This window comes from Tepidibacillus infernus, assembly GCF_048898065.1.
Classification (GTDB): Bacteria; Bacillota; Bacilli; order Tepidibacillales; family Tepidibacillaceae; genus Tepidibacillus_B; species Tepidibacillus_B infernus.
Genome location: NZ_JBLWFI010000001.1, coordinates 498,809 through 515,296, shown reverse-complemented (window position 1 = coordinate 515,296; position 16,488 = coordinate 498,809). Strand labels below are relative to the sequence as shown.

Here is a 16,488-nt window from a genome sequence, read left to right as displayed (position 1 = left end):
CATTCCTCCCTTATTCCAATCAAAATACTATGCCTGAAAGCCTGGCGATTGATCGATATGTATCTTAGTAGGCTTTTCAAAATCCGGACCCATTTTTGCATATTTCACCAGCAAATAAAGATCGGCAACAATTAAAATCGTATAGAAAACAACAACACCTATTAAAGTAGTAAGAACATTTGAAGCAGGAATAGGAGAAACTGCATCTGCGGTCTTCATTAAGCCATAAACAATCCATGGTTGTCTTCCGACCTCTGCCACAACCCATCCTAAATTAATTGCAATATAAGGTAAAGGAATAGAATAAAGCATCATTTTTAAATATAGTCTTGAATCTAATAATTTATTTTTTCGCTGCAAATACCATCCGATAAAGGACATAAGAATAAAATAGACTCCTAGTCCTACCATGATTCGAAATGCATAAAAGGTTAAATTGACTGGTGGTCTTTCCTCTAAAGGAAAATCTTTTAATCCCTTTATCGTAGCGTTTGGATCTTTAAACGCAAGAAAACTGGTCAATTTAGGGATTCCTAATGTTTCGATACGGTTCCCCTCATTCTTCTCATCAGGAATTTGTAAAAGATACATAGGTGCACCTTGTTGTGTTTCCCAAATCGATTCCATTGCAGCAAATTTAGCAGGTTGTACATCAGCTACATTGCTACCATTCAAATCGCCTAATACTGCTACGCCAATTGAAGAAAAAATAGCAAATATTAAAGCAATGCGGAATGATTTTTTAAAAAAGTCTAGATGTTGATGTCGCAATAAATGATAAGCACTAATTCCTAAAACAAAGAATGCCGAGAGCACGTATCCAGATAAAACAGTATGAAAAAACATTAACCATGCATATTTATTAGTAACAACCGCCATAAAATCAACCAACTCGGCTCTTCCATTACGAAGAACATAACCTACAGGGTGTTGCATCCAACCATTAGCAATAATAATCCAGACAGCAGAAAGATTCGTTCCTAACGCTACCATCCATATGGCGAAGGCATGTAGTTTTTTTGAAAGACGATCCCACCCATATATCCAAACACCTAAGAAAGTGGACTCTAAAAAGAAAGCAACAGTCGCTTCAATTGCTAAAGGTGCACCAAAAATATCGCCAACATATTTAGAGTATTCACTCCAGTTTGTCCCAAACTGGAATTCCATTGTGATACCTGTTACCACACCTAAAGCAAAATTGATAATAAATAGCTTCCCCCAAAACTTGGCCATCTTTTTGTACATGATTTCATTGGTTTTTACATACAAAGTTTCCATGATAGCAACTAAAATAACAAGTCCTAATGTGAGTGGTACAAATAAAAAGTGAAATCCAATTGTAATCGCAAATTGAAGTCTACTTAATGTAACAACATCCATTTACCTTTCCCCCTTTTTACATCTATTTATTTAGTATGTATAGAATATTTTCCATTTTATTTTACTACGACTTGTGACAAATATCACTACTTTTTTAATATTTTATTATGTATAATTTGTGAAGGTTATTAACGCTAATATTATTTTATAACATATAAAACTTAATAAGTATAAAATGTAGAATATTAACGACAAATTTCATTTATTCCTTGTATCACCATCATTCATTTGATAAAATATAAATGTAATTAAAGGGGAGTAGCTAACGTCTACATATGGCGTTGTATGGGGTCAACACACTGATGATGATTTGATCATCTGGCCTCATTGTTTGGTTGAACCAAAAAGCGAGACTTTTAATACTTCTTTGTGATATTTATCACTTAGATGTATTGAAAGTCTTTTTTTCATGAAATGAAGGGGTGATTTTTTGATTTCTTTTCTTGTTGCAACTGTATTTGTAACCTTAGCTGAGATGGGGGACAAAACTCAACTATTGGCAATTGCCTTTGCATCAAGATATTCAAGCAAACAAGTAATGTTAGGTGTGTTCCTAGCCACTATTTTTAATCATGGTTTAGCAGTGGCATTTGGCGATTTTTTAACTTCTAAAATTTCCTTAGATATGATCCAAATTGGTGCAGCGGTTTTATTCGTATTATTCGGAATCTGGACAATTCGAGGGGATCAATTAAACGGAGAAGAAAATCGTTTTAAGACATTTGGCCCAATTATGGCTGTTACCATGGCTTTTTTTATCGCTGAATTAGGGGATAAAACTCAATTAGCTACTATTGCTTTGGCTGCTAAATATCAATCGCCTTATTTTGTATTGGCTGGTACCACATTGGGAATGTTAATTGCTGATGGAATTGGAATCTGGTTTGGAACTTGGTTAAACCAAAAATTATCTGCCCAGATGATCAAATGGATTTCAGCATTCATCTTCATTTTCTTTGGTCTAGCTGGACTCTATCGCCATTTGCCAGATTCTTTAATCCTTTATCTTAATTTCATTACGTTAGCTCTGATTCTCGGTGTTGGATTTATATTTAGAAAAAATGTATCAAAGGAAAAATTACATTCAGAAAAACTATAACAATTGACTACTCCCCAAAGAAAAAACTATTCTCTCCTAAAATGAGAATAGTTTTTTCCTATCTTTATTCCTGTTTAACGGATCTTTACATGATACTCTTTTAACCAAAAATTAACTTGCACAAGATAAGCTAATAACTGTGGTCCAGTCATTAATTGTCCAAACCATGGCACTTTAAAACTTTCACCTCCTGAGTTTGCAATATTTTCCACTTTTTCTTTATCAATTAATTGAAGAATAGGAGAAGCTGGATCATGGAGAATTTCTAAGATTATCTTGCTTACAGCAACTGTGTATTCGGGATTATGAGTTTTTGGATATGGGCTTTTTTTCCTGATTAAGACCTCTTCCGGCAATACACCTCTTAACGCTTTACGTAAAAGCCCTTTTTCCCTATTTTCAAGATTTTTCATTTCCCAAGGAATATTCCATAAATATTCTACTAATCGGTGATCAGCAAAAGGAACGCGAACTTCAAGGCCTGTTGCCATCGTCATGCGATCTTTACGTTCTAATAAAGTCTGCATAAACCACGTCATATTTAAATAAAACAATTCACGCATACGGCTTTGCAGTGGTAATTCTCCAACCAGCTTTGGTACTTCATTTAATGTTTGTTGATAACGTTTGTTTAAGTAATCTTTCAAATGAAGTTGCTCTCTTACCTCTTTTGCTAAAATACTTTCTCTTTCGGAAATAGAACGTAACCAAGGAAAAGTATTAGATGCCAGATCATCTCTACGATAAAACCATGGATAACCACCAAAAATTTCATCAGCACATTCTCCTGATAAACCAACTGTCGCATTTTTTTTAATTTCCTTACTAAATAATAAGAGAGAAGAATCTACATCCGCCATCCCTGGTAAATCCCTAGCCATAACTGCATCTTTTAAAGCTTCTACTAAATCAATCGTATTGATTTCTACATAATGATGGTGAGAACCAATAAATTCTGACATTTGTTTTATATAAGGTGCATCTGAATTAGGTTGAAACTCATTCACTTTAAAATATTTTTGACTTCCTTCGTAATCAATCGAATAGGTATCTAGCATTTTACCCCTTTCTTTATAGTGATTAGCGGCAATAGCTGAAATCAGACTAGAATCAAGTCCTCCGGACAAAAACGTAAATAAAGGAACATCGGAGACCAATTGTCTTTCCACTGCATCAAATACAAGTTCCCGTACTTTTGCCAATGTTATTTTTAAATCATCTAAATGAGGTTTGCTCTCTACATTCCAGTATTGGCGAATTCTCATTCCATTGCGATCAAAAATTAAATAATGACCTGATCTTAATTCAGAAATTCCGAAAAAAACACCATGGCCAGGTGTCCTAGAAGGACCTAATGCAAATATTTCTGCAAGGCCTTCCTCATCAACTTCAGGTAAGACATCTGGATGAGCCAATAATGCTTTTAATTCTGATGCGTATAAAAGTTTATTTTTATCTTTGATATAAAAAAGTGGTTTTACTCCTAAACGATCCCTTGCCAAGAATAAACGTTGTTTATAATCATCCCAAACACCAAAAGCAAAGATACCATTCAAATGATCAACACAATGTTCTCCCCACTCAATATAAGCGATCAACAAAACCTCTGTGTCTGAATAGGAGAAAAATCGATGTCCTAGTAATTTTAATTCTTTTCTCAACTCTTCCGTATTGTATAATTCTCCATTATAGGTAATCACATATTTATTATCACCATATTGACGAACCATAGGTTGGCCACCGCCTTCTGGATCGATCACAACTAAGCGTGTATGAGCAAGGGCCGCATGTCTAGATACCCAAGTGCCACTTGCATCAGGACCACGGTGGAGCATTGTCATCCCCATTCTTTTTACTGTTTCTTCAAATTGATATAAGTCTTTTTCCCAATCTATCCAACCCGTAATTCCACACATTATCTATTCATCCTTTCTTCGATCATCATTCAACACTCTATTCTAAGTGAAAAAAATTATCATTCTCACTTTTTATTCTACGCCTAATATCTAAAAAGGTGCATAAAAAAAGGAGGACATTGAATCAAATGACTTCCTCCTCCATTTTTCAATAGAAAGTATTCTATTTATTGTTGATGACAGGAATTTGATCACGAAGAAATAATGTAGAATAAGCGTAACTTCCATGTTCTGTAATATCTAAACCCTCTTTTTCAACTTGTTCAGACACTCTTAGCCCAATTGTTTTTTCTATTACCTTGAAAATAATAAAACTTGTAGAGATCGTCCACAATGCTACAGTAGTTACACCTAAAGCTTGAACAGCTAATAACTTAAAACCTCCTCCATAAAATAGTCCTCCATCTGTAGCAAACAATCCAACTGCAAGTGTTCCAAAAATGCCACCAATTCCATGAACAGGAAAAGCACCCACAGGGTCATCTATTTTTACATAATCAAGAAACTCTACAGCAAAGACGAGTATAATGCCAGAAATAACTCCAACAATAACTGATCCAAGTGGAGAAAATGAAGCAGCACCTGCTGTAATACTTACTAAACCTATTAAAGCAGCATTTAACGTCAAACTAACATCAACTTTTTTGTAACGAATAGATGTAAAAATCATAGTGGCTAAAACTGCTGCAGAAGCACCTAATAAGGTAACTGTAAATATATCAGGAATACGAGCATCACTAGCTGTTAAAGCACTACCTGTATTAAACCCAAACCATCCAAACCAAAGAATAATGACTCCTAAAGCACCTAAAGGTATATTATGCCCAGGAATAGCATGAACCTTATCATCTTCATATTTCCCTATACGAGGCCCTAGAATTGATGCCCCGACTAATGCAGCCCAGCCCCCAACTGAATGAACGACAGTTGAACCAGCAAAATCGATAAATCCTAATTTAGAAAGCCAGCCGCCTCCCCAAGCCCAATGACCAACAATTGGGTAAACAATTGCAACTAATAATACAGAAAACATGACATAAGCACTAAATTTTATTCGCTCAGCTACAGCACCTGAAACAATAGTAGCACTTGTAGCAGCAAATACTGCTTGGAAAGAGAAAAAAGCTGCCAAAGGAATCGATAAATCTACACTAATGTTTTTCATGAGAAATCCCGTTGTTCCCAAAAAGCCATTGAAATCTTCTCCAAATGTTAAGCCAAATCCAATCAAATAAAATGCTAATGGCCCTAATGCAATGGTTAAAAAGTTCTTCATTGTAATATTTAATGCGTTCTTTGCTCTGTTAAAACCAACTTCAACCATAATAAATCCTGCATGCATGATTAAAACAAGAGTTGTAGAAATGAAAACTAGTAAAGTATCTAATGAAATTGTTAAATTTTCCATTTTATTTTCTCCCCTTTAATTCTATTTTTATAAAGCATTTTCACCTGATTCTCCGGTTCGAATTCGATATACTTCGCTTATTGTAGATACAAATATTTTCCCATCGCCAACCTGAAGAGTTCGTGCCACTTTAAAAAATTCATCAATGACCATATCTTCCATTGCATCGGGTATCACGACTTCTATTTTTACTTTAGGTAATAGATCCACAGTAAATTGCTGTCCCCTATAATATCCAGATTGTTTAGGTTGATTACCACATCCTTTTACTTCTGTTACCGTCATTCCATGAACCCCCAACAAACTTAAAGATTTTTTCATCTCTTCCAACTTTTCCGGCCTAATAATCGCTTCTATTTTTTTCATCAATTCATCTCCTTTCTAAAGAAAAACTTAAAATTTGATAACATCATAATAAATGTAAGTTTTTATTTCAAATTATGTAAGAAAACCTCACATATATAAAAGCTGATTATTTCTTCTATTTAAAGCGCTTTCCCTTGTTTTTTCGTATTTTTTAATTATTTTAATAATTTAAATTCCGATTTTATCTCTTATAAATTATTATTCATGTTAGATTTTCTAACATGAATAATTTTGGAAAGGCATAAAAAAAAGCCTCTACCATGTTTAAATATGGTCTAGGCTTGAAAAGTTTTAAATAACTTATGAAGTTATTCTTATAATTTATAAAATGCTTTAAAAGACTGAATCACATAATCATGGTCTTTTACCCCTGCCAGTTCTCTAATTGAATACATGGCAAGCATTGGATTACCTATATCGATCGAACGAATATCCACTTGAGTAGATGAAATGGGCCATACGGAAATAATCCTCTCTCCCTTTTCCTAAAGATAAAACAATTCGTTCCAAAATATTGGCAAAAAAAAAATTGGTTTACTATATCTGCTTTAGACATATTAACTGCACCTTTGTGGGATTCTTTTGACGTCACTGATAAACCCAGTATTTTATGATAAAAGCGATAAGAAACCCTAGAAACGAACCAACCAAAACCTCAAATGGTTTATGGCCTAAAAGCTCTTTTAATGGAACTTGATTTCTAGTTCTTTTTGTTTTGTATTTAACATGTTCGACTAAATTCTGAAAATCCTGTACAAGAATATTCAGGATTCTAGCATGTTCAGACGCCTGATAACGAACACCAGCCGCATCCCACATGGTAATCAGGGCAAATACTGTAGCAATTGCAAAATAAGGTGATTCAACTCCATACTTGATGCCAAGTGCTGTGGTCAAGGAAGTAACAAATGCAGAATGAGAACTAGGCATTCCCCCATTACTAAACATAATCATTGGCTCCAGTTTTTTCTCCATGATGTAGAGGAGAGGAAATTTAATGATTTGAGCTATTAACATCGACACAAATGCAGTTATCAGGGGATAATTGTGAATTAACGCAGTAAGTATCATGATGGTTATCTTTTCCTCTCTTTGTTGATCAGATCATATTTTAAATCCCATAGTTTCCTTGACAAGTCAACGTGATAAATATGAGGATTACTAAGACGTTTCATTTCATCATCAATAGTACTTAATTCACTTTTTGCATGTGCCCTAATTTCCTCAATAGATGGTAATGTATAGATTAACTCCCCATTTTCGAAGATAGGAATTAAAATTTCCTTTGCCACAAAATCCTTAACCCTTTTCTTTTTCCAAATATTGATCGGATCAAAGGCAATAAAATCATGGGTTGGTATTTCTTCCTCTTGTAACATTACTAAGTCCAATATTGCCATCTTCGTGTATTTATTATAAAAACGGACTACTTTTTTACATCCAGGGGTGGTAATCTTTTCAGGATTTTCACTGATTTTGATTTTTGGTATGAATTGATCTTCTTCTTTTTCGGCAACTAATTTATAAACACCACCTAAAGAAGGACAATCACTTGAAGTAATCAAATTCGTGCCTACCCCCCAAACATCAATTTTAGCCCCCTGTAATTTTAAATCTCTAATCAGGTTCTCATCCAAATCATTTGACGCTACAATTTGAGCATCATTAAATCCAGCTTCATCTAGCATTTTTCTTGCAACCTTAGATAGATAGGCCAAATCACCAGAATCAAGGCGAATCCCATAATTCTTAAATTGATCACCTAATTTTCCCTTCATGATTTGAAACGTTTTAATCGCATTAGGTACTCCACTTCCCAATGTATCATATGTATCAACTAATAAAATGAGGTTATTAGGAAATGCTTCAGCAAAATTAAGGAAAGCCTCTAATTCAGAAGAATAGCTTTGAATATAAGCATGAGCATGGGTTCCTTTTACAGGAATCGAATATAATTTTCCTGCTAGAACATTAGAAGTACCTACTACTCCAGCAATATAGGCCGCGCGAGCACCATATACACCTGCATCCGGGCCTTGAGCTCTTCTTAATCCAAATTCTAATACTGGATCGCCATTCGCGGCAAAAACAACTCGAGATGCCTTCGTAGCGATAAGAGTTTGGTGATTGATCAAATTTAAGATCGCCGTTTCAACCAAATGACCTTCCAAGATATTCGTTTGAATCCTCATAATCGGTTCATTAGGAAAAACAACAGTTCCTTCACTTACAGACCAAATGTTACCAGTAAATCTAAAGTCGGATAAATAACCTAAAAATTCTTTGTCATATTTATAAGTCTTAGCTAAAAATTCAATATCTTCTTCTGTAAAATGGAGATTTTGTATGTATTCGATCACTTGCTCTAAACCTGCAAACAAACTATAGCCTGTCCCACATGGATTTTTTCTAAAATAAACGTCAAAAACAACTTCTTTATGAAATAGCTTGTTTCTAAAATGTGAATACATCATACTAATTTGATAATAGTCAGTGAGTAAGGTCAGGTTTCTAGTATAGGATTGATTTGGAGTCATGGGTTTCCCTTCTTTATATCATAATAGTTGATTTCCCACACATTTTATTTAATTTGTTAAGGTTTTGCAATATTATTGCCAAAATAAAATAGAAAAAAGCGAGATATAGTAAGATACTTTGTTTAACAAAATATCTTTATATTTCGCTTTATTTTCGTTTGGAAAGTAAGTCTGTAAGCCGAGTTCTGTTCTTCTAGTGGTAAAACGCTTCTAGCTCCCACCATTGAAGTGGTAATCATCTATCTAGGCTGTATATTACTATACAGCTCAAGCGACCAACCCGAATGCGGAGCGGGCAACTCCATGTGCATTCCTATCAGGTCTTGCTCCAAGTGGGGTTTACCAGGAAATATGTCACCATATCTCCTCGTGGTCTCTTACACCACGGTTGCACCCTTACCTGCATCAAACATGATGATACATAGGCGGTCCATTTCTGTGGCACTATCCTTCAGATCACTCTGACTGGACGTTATCCAGCACCCTGCCCTATGGAGCTCGGACTTTCCTCTCGTGAGACCTTGCGATCATTCACCAGCGATTACCCAACTTACTTTCCATTTTCACTTATACAATAAACGTTACCTTGAATAACGACAAATAATACTATATCAAAAATTAGCGGTCAGTTCAATGGTGTTTAGATGGTTGTATTACCATATTATGCCAATATACGATCACATACTTCACATAAAACTAAATCTTTTCCACGACGCCATCGATTAAGGTTAGTTTGGGATAATGGCATAAAACAGCCTGTACACATTTGGTGCTTTACTTCAACAACTGGATTTTCCTTTGTTTCTTTTATACGTTGATATATTTTCCAATGTTGATTTGGAATGATCGTTTTAAGCTCATTGATCTTTTGCTCTAAATCGTATTTTTCTTGCATGAAAATAAGGCTTTCCTCACGCCATTTTTCTTCTAAACGATCTAAATCCTTTTGTAGTAAGAAAATCCTTTGCTTACAAAGGGCAAGCTCTATTCTGATGTCATCATTGATTGGTTGAGCTTGTAATTGAGTGATATTGCTTTTTTCAATTTCTTGTTCATTTAAGTATTTTTCTTTTTGTATCATATATTCTACTTCTTTTTGTTCTATTTCATGTATTCTTCTATTTGCTTGTTCATATTCGAAAAACTTTCTCCCGATTAACATGTTCCTCTCCCCTGAAATCGTGTTTACATAAATTGAAATGGGTTCGTATTTATTTTTGCAACCAATAATTTAGTTGATATTTCCTTTTTTTTAAATTCCTCTTCAACATAAGCTTTTACGTGATCTAACACATATTTTTCAATATTATGTCCAGCATCTATGATCGCTAAATTTTGAGCCATTGCATCATGTGCAACATGGTAGTAAATATCCCCTGTTACTAAAACATCTGCACCACGAAATGCTGCTTTACTAACAAAACTGTTTCCATCTCCACCAACAATCGCTACTTTTTTAACAGAACGTTTTAAATCGCCAACAATCCTTACACCATCCAATTGAAATTGTTGTTTTACAAATAATGCGAAATCTTGAAGTAACATTACTTCTTTAAGCTTACCTATTCTTCCAATACCATATGCTTTTTCTGATAACTCTAAAGAATTGAAAGACTCCAATAATTCTACCTCTTGAAGTTCTAGCCGTTCAGCTAAAACATCATTCACTCCACCTTTTACTGAATCTAAGTTAGTATGAGCCACATAAACGGCTATATCATTTTTTAGCAATTTATCATACAAGCGTCCTTGAGGCAAATCTGTTCTTAAGTTTTTTAGCGGTCTAAAAATAACGGCATGATGAGAGATAATTAGATCAACTTGATGCTCTATCGCCTCATCCACCACATTTTCTAAAACATCTAACGTGAACATTACCTTTTTTACTTCTTTGTTTAAAGTGCCTACTTGTAGACCAATTTTATCATCTTCTATGGCAAAATGTTTAGGTGCAAACTGTTCCATTAACTGAATAATGGTTTGTCCTTTTGCAAACATTGGATAACCCCCTTCAGCCATTTTTGCTCATGGTTTAATTGCATTTCTTTTATAGATTTTTCTTGTTCATTCTTTGAATTTTTAATCTGTTCAAGGATATATTCTACTTTTGTTAATTCAATCATCCACTTTTTAATTAAAACCTCAGACTGCTTTTTCACTAAAATCGGTCCTAAACGATATAATTCGTCTTTGCTCCATTTTTCTGACCGATATACCGGATCTTCCATTCCCCTTCTTTTTTCCGCCACAATAATCTCATATATTTTTTCGCCCTCTTCTAAAATTTCTTCGGCTATCAAGTCCCAATTATGCTGATCCAGCCATCTTCTAACCTGATCTACACCAACATTAGGCTGTAAAATGAACCGTTCAAGTTGATCTATTTTTTCTTTTCCCTGTTCTAAAATTTGAGAAATCAATGATCCTCCCATTCCAGCAATTGTAACCACTTGAACTTCGTTTGGTTCTATCACTTGTAGACCATTTCCTTTTCTGACTGAAACCTTATCTTCAAGCCCTAAACTTTCAATTTGCCTTTTCGCAGCTTGGTAAGGTCCTTCATTTACTTCACCAGCAATGACGAATGGAGAGATTTCATTAAGGATAAGATAACTTGGCAAGAGGGCATGATCTGAACCAATATCTGCTACTCTTTTTCCTACAGGGATATTTTGTGCAATCATTAATAAACGCTCAGATAACTGGATTGATTCCATGATTTCACCTTTTCTTATCAAACTATGTACATAACCATTATACATTCCAACCCATACATAGGCAAAAAGAAACCTATGCTAATAACATAGGTAAGTTATCACTTTTGTGGATTTTTCTTAACGAGTAATGAGCCACTGATTAAAAAAAGGGCTCATATCCTTATTGAATACTGTATTTGCCGTTTGGATAAAATCCTCTGTTGAAGCGATTTTGAATCGGTAATTTTTATAATAGGTTTGTAATAATTCTTTAACTTTCTGATCCCCAAACTCTTCCTTTAATTCCCATAACATAGCTGCTGGTCTAGCATAAATAAATAGTCCATATAAATCACCATAAGAATAAATCGATTGTAGTACACTCACATTTTGCTCAGCTGAAAGTTGATCTGTCGTTTGTTTGATTTTTTTCATTAAAACATCGATATTTTTTCGCTTTAAGACCTGTTCGGTATAAAGATATTCGGAAAAAGAAGTTAACCCTTCGTCTAACCATGGTTCTTCAATTTGATTATTTCCTACCGTACTATACCACCATTGATGAGCTAATTCATGGGCCACAACGTGATAAGCAGGCCACTTTTTTTTCCCTTCCTCAATGTAGGCATCAGATGTAACCAGTCCCGGATATTCCATACCAGCTATTCCATATCCTGAGTTAGCTAGCACAATATCTATTTCTTTCATCGGATAGGATCCAAACGATTCATTAAAAAATTGCATTGCATCGGTAGCAGCACCTAAGAGTAATGGAGCCACCGCCTGTTGATCTGATAGGTACCAAAGGTTTGTTTTTACCCCATCTTTTGTTATCCCAGAAATCGATTCGTATTCTTTTGTGATAACCATGGCAAAATCTCTAATTTTTTGTTGAGACAAAGTGACTTGTTTCTCATTTGCAACTTCATGATGTGGATCGTTTGCAGAGGAAATAACAGTATATCCTTCTGGTACTTGAACATGTACTTTAAAATCTGCAATTTCAGAAAAAAACGGATCACCTGTTGTCGTATAGGGGTCAATATGCCATCCCTGATTATCCACCACTGCTAGCATTGGATACCATTGGGCTAAATAGGCAGAATAGGGTGTTTGATTTAAACGTAACCCTCTTGTTGGCAGCTTTAATTCAAAAGTGATTTCCACCATTGCTGCTTTATTCGGTTGTAAAGGAATAGGTAAATTAAGTTTTAGCAATGTATCTTTCTGATGAGGAAAAGCTTCTATCTGGTTGATTGAAGCTTTAATCACTTTTAAATAACCGTTCGTTTTGGGCTTGGTCACTTCTTCCCATTTCCAATTAGCAAAAGCGTTTGGATATAGATGAAAATAAAGCTCATCTAATGGTTTAGTTGTGCGATTAGGAACCATCACTTTCATGTTTCCCGTCACTTTTTTCGTATTTTCATGATAAATCATATCGATTAGATAACTGGGAATTTGGTCTCTTTTTATAGTAATATAAGGTGCAAAAGAACGTAAAGTTGGTGTACTTTTTGAACTCATTCCTTGAAGATTAATTACAGTACCTAATATTGCTAGGGTCAAAAGACTAATCACCCATAGCTTACCTTTTTGGAACATAAGATATCACTCCTCATTTACATAGAATACGCAAATAAGGAGGCATTCATCCAAAAAAAGTTTTATTTGGAAATTTGCATTAGGTTATTAAAAAATGTAAAATTGAAAACAACAAGAAGTTAGTTATATTTATTGAAAGAAAAAGACCCACAAATTAGATTTGTAGGTCCGAAAAAACAAATACGCAAGAATTATTCTAAGAAATCTTTTAACCGTTTGCTGCGGCTTGGATGACGAAGTTTTCGTAAGGCTTTTGCCTCAATCTGGCGAATCCTTTCCCTTGTTACACCAAAAACTTTACCAACTTCTTCCAATGTTCTTGTACGACCATCATCAAGTCCAAAGCGTAAACGGAGTACATTTTCTTCTCGTTCTGTTAACGTATCTAGAACATCTTCTAATTGTTCTTTTAATAATTCATATGCGGCTGCATCGGATGGAGCTAGAGCATCTTGATCTTCAATGAAATCACCTAGATGGGAATCATCTTCTTCTCCAATAGGAGTTTCTAAAGAAACTGGCTCTTGCGCAATTTTCATAATTTCACGTACTTTTTCAGTACTTAGATCCATTTCTTTGGCAATTTCCTCTGGAGAAGGTTCACGTCCTAAATCTTGAAGTAATTGTCTTGAAACTCGAATCAATTTATTGATCGTTTCAACCATATGGACTGGGATGCGAATCGTTCTTGCCTGGTCTGCAATCGCTCTTGTAATTGCCTGGCGAATCCACCAAGTTGCATAGGTACTAAATTTGTATCCTTTTCGGTAATCAAATTTTTCAACTGCTTTAATTAATCCCATATTTCCTTCTTGGATTAAATCCAAAAATAACATGCCACGGCCAACATAACGTTTAGCAATACTTACAACTAATCTTAAATTAGCCTCAGCAAGGCGACGTTTCGCTTCTTCATCACCTTTTTCAATTCGTTTGGCCAATTCAATTTCTTCTTCCGCAGATAATAACGGAACACGCCCAATTTCTTTAAGATACATTCTTACGGGGTCATTAATTTTTATACCAGAGGGAATAGTTAAATCTTCTAGATCAAACTCATCATCTAGATCTTCATCCCTATCATCCTCTATTATTAATGTATTATCATGGTCATCATCATCTGAATCATTGACTATTTCAATTCCTTGATCTGTTAAATATTCAAAGAATTCATCAATTTGATCGGAGTCCTGGTCATATGTGGATAATTTAGCTATCATTTCTTTGTACGAAACGGATCCTCGTTTTTTACCAGCTTCAACAATCTGGTCTTTTACTTGATCCAATGTAAGTTCAGGATCAACATGATTATTTTCCACATTCAGATTCTTATCTTTCGCCATAATAATTCCCTCCTTCCCTGAATTTCCTGATTATCCCCATTTCAATTTATTACGTAATTGGATGATCTCCTGTCCAATTTGGGCTGCTTTAACAAAATCGTTTGAACGCTCTGCCTTCAGCTGTTCTTCCCTTTTTTGCTTAATCATAATCTCTATATTATATTTTTTAACTTGCATAATATAATCATTTAACTCATCCTCTGTGATCTCTTCATTCACATCAAGCATAGCCATTTCTGTTGCAAGTTGAATATCATGTTGGTCTTGAAGGGTGGAAAGAAACCGACTAATATCTGCTGGATTTCCTTCACCATAATATGAATATATATACGCCGCTAATACTGCAAAATCCTCCACATGAAATCCACTTCCAATCTCCTGTTGGATTTTCTCAGCAATTTGGCGATCTTTCATCATGAAATAGATTAAATATTTTTCAGCATTATAGTAAGCTGGATATAAAGTTTTAGATCTACCCAGATGATTGCCATTATTTATATTATTATTCCACTTGACTGCCAGATTATCCCTTGTTTTCTCCTTTTTTTTCCGTTTTTCATAATAAATGAGCTGGAGGTCATTTTTTAAGGAATCAAATGATAGCTGAAATTCATCTGCCAGTCCCTTCAAATAATGTTCACGCTCAATCGCATGTGTTAAGTCAGCTATAATATCTATCGCATGAGTAAGATATTTCATTCGATCAGATTCAACATTTAAGTTATAGTCTTTTCGAATATATTGGATTTTAAAAGCTGTTGCAGTTACAGTATTCCCAAGAATCTCTTGTTTAAATGATTCAGCCCCAAATTTACGAATATAATCGTCAGGATCAAGTCCCTTTGGCATTTGAACTATCTTGATTTGACACCCAACTTCTTGAAGTGTGTCTATAGCACGAAATATGGCCAATTGTCCTGCTGAATCAGAATCATAACTAATGACCACCTCATCCGCATCTCTTCGCAGGATTTTTGCATGTTCTTCTGTTAATGAAGTACCAAGTGTAGCAATCCCTTGCTCAACGCCTGCATTCCAAACAGCAATGGTATCTACATAACCTTCTAATAAAATAGCTTGCCTTTTTTTTCGAATCTGTTTTTTTGCTAAATGTAAATTATATAGTGTTTTACTTTTGTTAAAAATAAGGGTCTCAGGACTATTTAAATATTTAGGTAAACTTTGATCTAAAACCCTTCCACCAAAGGCAATCACTCTTCCATGAGCATCAAAAATAGGAAACATCACACGATTTCTAAACCGATCATAGTAGTTCCCTTCATCGGATTGAATAATTAACCCCGCCTTCTCCAATATCTCTATAGCAAAACCCCTTTTTACTAAAAAGTTTTTTAATGTGTCCCAAGCTGAGGGTGCATATCCAATATAAAAAGTCTCAATCAACTCCCTTGTAAACCCTCTATCTATTAAATAACGTAAAGATTCCTGCCCATGTTCTGTCTCAAGCAGAAGATAATGATAAAACTTACTAGCTAATTCATGGACTTGGATCATTTGTTGTTTTTGTTGTTCCAAAGGATCATAATAGGTTTGCTCATGCTCCAAAGGAATCGTAATACCTGCTTGTTGACCTAAATGCAGAGCAGCTTCTCTGAAGCTAAAGTTTTCGATCTCCATTATAAAACGAAGCACATCACCGCCAGCACCACAGCCAAAACAATGATAAATTTGTTTTTCAGGAGAAACAGAAAAAGATGGTGTTTTCTCAGAATGGAAAGGGCAAAGCCCAACAAAGTTCCTCCCACTCTTTTTTAATTGAACATATTGGCTAATCACATCAACTATATCAAAATGGCGTCTAATATTATGTAGAATTTCATCTGGTATCAACTTAGATGACATAGAAGCACCCTCAATTCCATCACATTACATTCTTCATCGGTTTAAAATTTCCTGCTAAGAATTTAAAATTTTTCGTAGTGTTTCGACAAAATTTTCCCTATCTTGCATGGTATAAGCCTAACATAAATAATCTGGGCACCCTCTATTCGACTCATAAAATGAGCAAAGGATGCCACAAAGATGACTGAGATCACATATTCTTTAGCTACTTGTACGATTTCATCCTTTACAGGACAGGAATCTGCATCAACAATTAATCTTTTAATCATTTT

Annotated in this window: 15 protein-coding genes and 1 other RNA gene; 1 reads left to right on the top strand and 15 read right to left on the bottom strand. The window is 34.7% G+C overall.

The annotated features are described in order from the left end of the window. Positions 1-27: 27 nt before the first annotated feature. Positions 28-1,383 (bottom strand): cytochrome ubiquinol oxidase subunit I, encoded by a 1,356-nt coding sequence (locus TEPIDINF_RS02560; protein WP_068723424.1) that lies wholly within the window; start codon positions 1,381-1,383, stop codon positions 28-30. 430 nt (positions 1,384-1,813) lie between these two features. Between TEPIDINF_RS02560 and TEPIDINF_RS02555 the strand changes: the two genes are divergently transcribed. Continuing rightward, entirely contained in the window at positions 1,814-2,482 is a 669-nt protein-coding gene (locus TEPIDINF_RS02555; RefSeq protein ID WP_421691306.1) for a TMEM165/GDT1 family protein, read from the top strand. 74 nt (positions 2,483-2,556) lie between these two features. Here the strand turns inward: TEPIDINF_RS02555 and asnB are convergent, their stop codons facing one another. From asnB to TEPIDINF_RS02485, 14 genes are all read right to left on the bottom strand, one after another. Next, positions 2,557-4,398: an asparagine synthase (glutamine-hydrolyzing) gene (gene asnB, locus TEPIDINF_RS02550; protein WP_068723419.1), complete on the bottom strand. Its 1,842-nt coding sequence runs from the start codon at positions 4,396-4,398 to the stop codon at positions 2,557-2,559. A 163-nt stretch (positions 4,399-4,561) separates the two neighbouring features. Next, positions 4,562-5,806: an ammonium transporter gene (locus TEPIDINF_RS02545; protein ID WP_068723417.1), complete on the bottom strand. Its 1,245-nt coding sequence runs from the start codon at positions 5,804-5,806 to the stop codon at positions 4,562-4,564. A 27-nt stretch (positions 5,807-5,833) separates the two neighbouring features. Further along, positions 5,834-6,172 (bottom strand): P-II family nitrogen regulator, encoded by a 339-nt coding sequence (locus TEPIDINF_RS02540; RefSeq protein WP_068723414.1) that lies wholly within the window; start codon positions 6,170-6,172, stop codon positions 5,834-5,836. A gap of 314 nt (positions 6,173-6,486) precedes the next feature. Continuing rightward, positions 6,487-6,624, bottom strand: a complete 138-nt coding sequence (locus TEPIDINF_RS02535) for a hypothetical protein (protein ID WP_421692132.1) — start codon at positions 6,622-6,624, stop codon at positions 6,487-6,489. 136 nt (positions 6,625-6,760) lie between these two features. After that, on the bottom strand, positions 6,761-7,243 hold the full coding sequence (locus TEPIDINF_RS02530; protein WP_068723410.1) for a divergent PAP2 family protein: 483 nt from the start codon (positions 7,241-7,243) through the stop codon (positions 6,761-6,763). Positions 7,244-7,248: 5 nt separating this feature from the next. Beyond that, entirely contained in the window at positions 7,249-8,709 is a 1,461-nt protein-coding gene (locus tag TEPIDINF_RS02525; protein WP_421691305.1) for a nicotinate phosphoribosyltransferase, read from the bottom strand. A 158-nt stretch (positions 8,710-8,867) separates the two neighbouring features. Further along, positions 8,868-9,266, bottom strand: an RNA gene (gene rnpB / locus TEPIDINF_RS02520) — RNase P RNA component class A. Positions 9,267-9,370: 104 nt separating this feature from the next. After that, positions 9,371-9,871: a C4-type zinc ribbon domain-containing protein gene (locus tag TEPIDINF_RS02515; protein WP_421691304.1), complete on the bottom strand. Its 501-nt coding sequence runs from the start codon at positions 9,869-9,871 to the stop codon at positions 9,371-9,373. A gap of 23 nt (positions 9,872-9,894) precedes the next feature. Then, the gene (locus TEPIDINF_RS02510; protein WP_421691303.1) at positions 9,895-10,707 is read right to left on the bottom strand and encodes a Nif3-like dinuclear metal center hexameric protein; all 813 of its coding nucleotides are present in this window, start codon (positions 10,705-10,707) and stop codon (positions 9,895-9,897) included. Next, positions 10,674-11,426: a tRNA (adenine(22)-N(1))-methyltransferase gene (locus TEPIDINF_RS02505; protein ID WP_068723404.1), complete on the bottom strand. Its 753-nt coding sequence runs from the start codon at positions 11,424-11,426 to the stop codon at positions 10,674-10,676. The genes TEPIDINF_RS02510 and TEPIDINF_RS02505 overlap by 34 nt, the downstream gene beginning before the upstream one ends. Before the next feature lie 117 nt (positions 11,427-11,543). After that, positions 11,544-13,010, bottom strand: a complete 1,467-nt coding sequence (locus tag TEPIDINF_RS02500; RefSeq protein ID WP_421691302.1) for a M1 family metallopeptidase — start codon at positions 13,008-13,010, stop codon at positions 11,544-11,546. A 191-nt stretch (positions 13,011-13,201) separates the two neighbouring features. Continuing rightward, positions 13,202-14,353 (bottom strand): RNA polymerase sigma factor RpoD, encoded by a 1,152-nt coding sequence (rpoD, locus tag TEPIDINF_RS02495; protein WP_068723401.1) that lies wholly within the window; start codon positions 14,351-14,353, stop codon positions 13,202-13,204. Positions 14,354-14,383: 30 nt separating this feature from the next. Further along, positions 14,384-16,216, bottom strand: a complete 1,833-nt coding sequence (gene dnaG, locus TEPIDINF_RS02490; RefSeq protein WP_068723400.1) for a DNA primase — start codon at positions 16,214-16,216, stop codon at positions 14,384-14,386. A 62-nt stretch (positions 16,217-16,278) separates the two neighbouring features. After that, positions 16,279-16,485: a hypothetical protein gene (locus TEPIDINF_RS02485; protein ID WP_235589059.1), complete on the bottom strand. Its 207-nt coding sequence runs from the start codon at positions 16,483-16,485 to the stop codon at positions 16,279-16,281. Positions 16,486-16,488 lie beyond the last annotated feature (3 nt).

Bases quoted from the DNA above. Each gene is read 5' to 3' on its own strand.
- TEPIDINF_RS02560 (WP_068723424.1), bottom strand. From the start codon at position 1,383: ATGGATGTTGTTACATTAAGTAGACTTCAATTTGCGATTACAATTGGA.
- asnB (WP_068723419.1), bottom strand. From the start codon at position 4,398: ATGTGTGGAATTACGGGTTGGATAGATTGGGAAAAAGACTTATATCAA.
- TEPIDINF_RS02545 (WP_068723417.1), bottom strand. From the start codon at position 5,806: ATGGAAAATTTAACAATTTCATTAGATACTTTACTAGTTTTCATTTCT.
- TEPIDINF_RS02540 (WP_068723414.1), bottom strand. From the start codon at position 6,172: ATGAAAAAAATAGAAGCGATTATTAGGCCGGAAAAGTTGGAAGAGATG.
- TEPIDINF_RS02530 (WP_068723410.1), bottom strand. From the start codon at position 7,243: ATGATACTTACTGCGTTAATTCACAATTATCCCCTGATAACTGCATTT.
- TEPIDINF_RS02525 (WP_421691305.1), bottom strand. From the start codon at position 8,709: ATGACTCCAAATCAATCCTATACTAGAAACCTGACCTTACTCACTGAC.
- TEPIDINF_RS02515 (WP_421691304.1), bottom strand. From the start codon at position 9,871: ATGTTAATCGGGAGAAAGTTTTTCGAATATGAACAAGCAAATAGAAGA.
- TEPIDINF_RS02510 (WP_421691303.1), bottom strand. From the start codon at position 10,707: ATGTTTGCAAAAGGACAAACCATTATTCAGTTAATGGAACAGTTTGCA.
- TEPIDINF_RS02505 (WP_068723404.1), bottom strand. From the start codon at position 11,426: ATGGAATCAATCCAGTTATCTGAGCGTTTATTAATGATTGCACAAAAT.
- TEPIDINF_RS02500 (WP_421691302.1), bottom strand. From the start codon at position 13,010: ATGTTCCAAAAAGGTAAGCTATGGGTGATTAGTCTTTTGACCCTAGCA.
- rpoD (WP_068723401.1), bottom strand. From the start codon at position 14,353: ATGGCGAAAGATAAGAATCTGAATGTGGAAAATAATCATGTTGATCCT.
- dnaG (WP_068723400.1), bottom strand. From the start codon at position 16,216: ATGTCATCTAAGTTGATACCAGATGAAATTCTACATAATATTAGACGC.
- TEPIDINF_RS02485 (WP_235589059.1), bottom strand. From the start codon at position 16,485: ATGATTAAAAGATTAATTGTTGATGCAGATTCCTGTCCTGTAAAGGAT.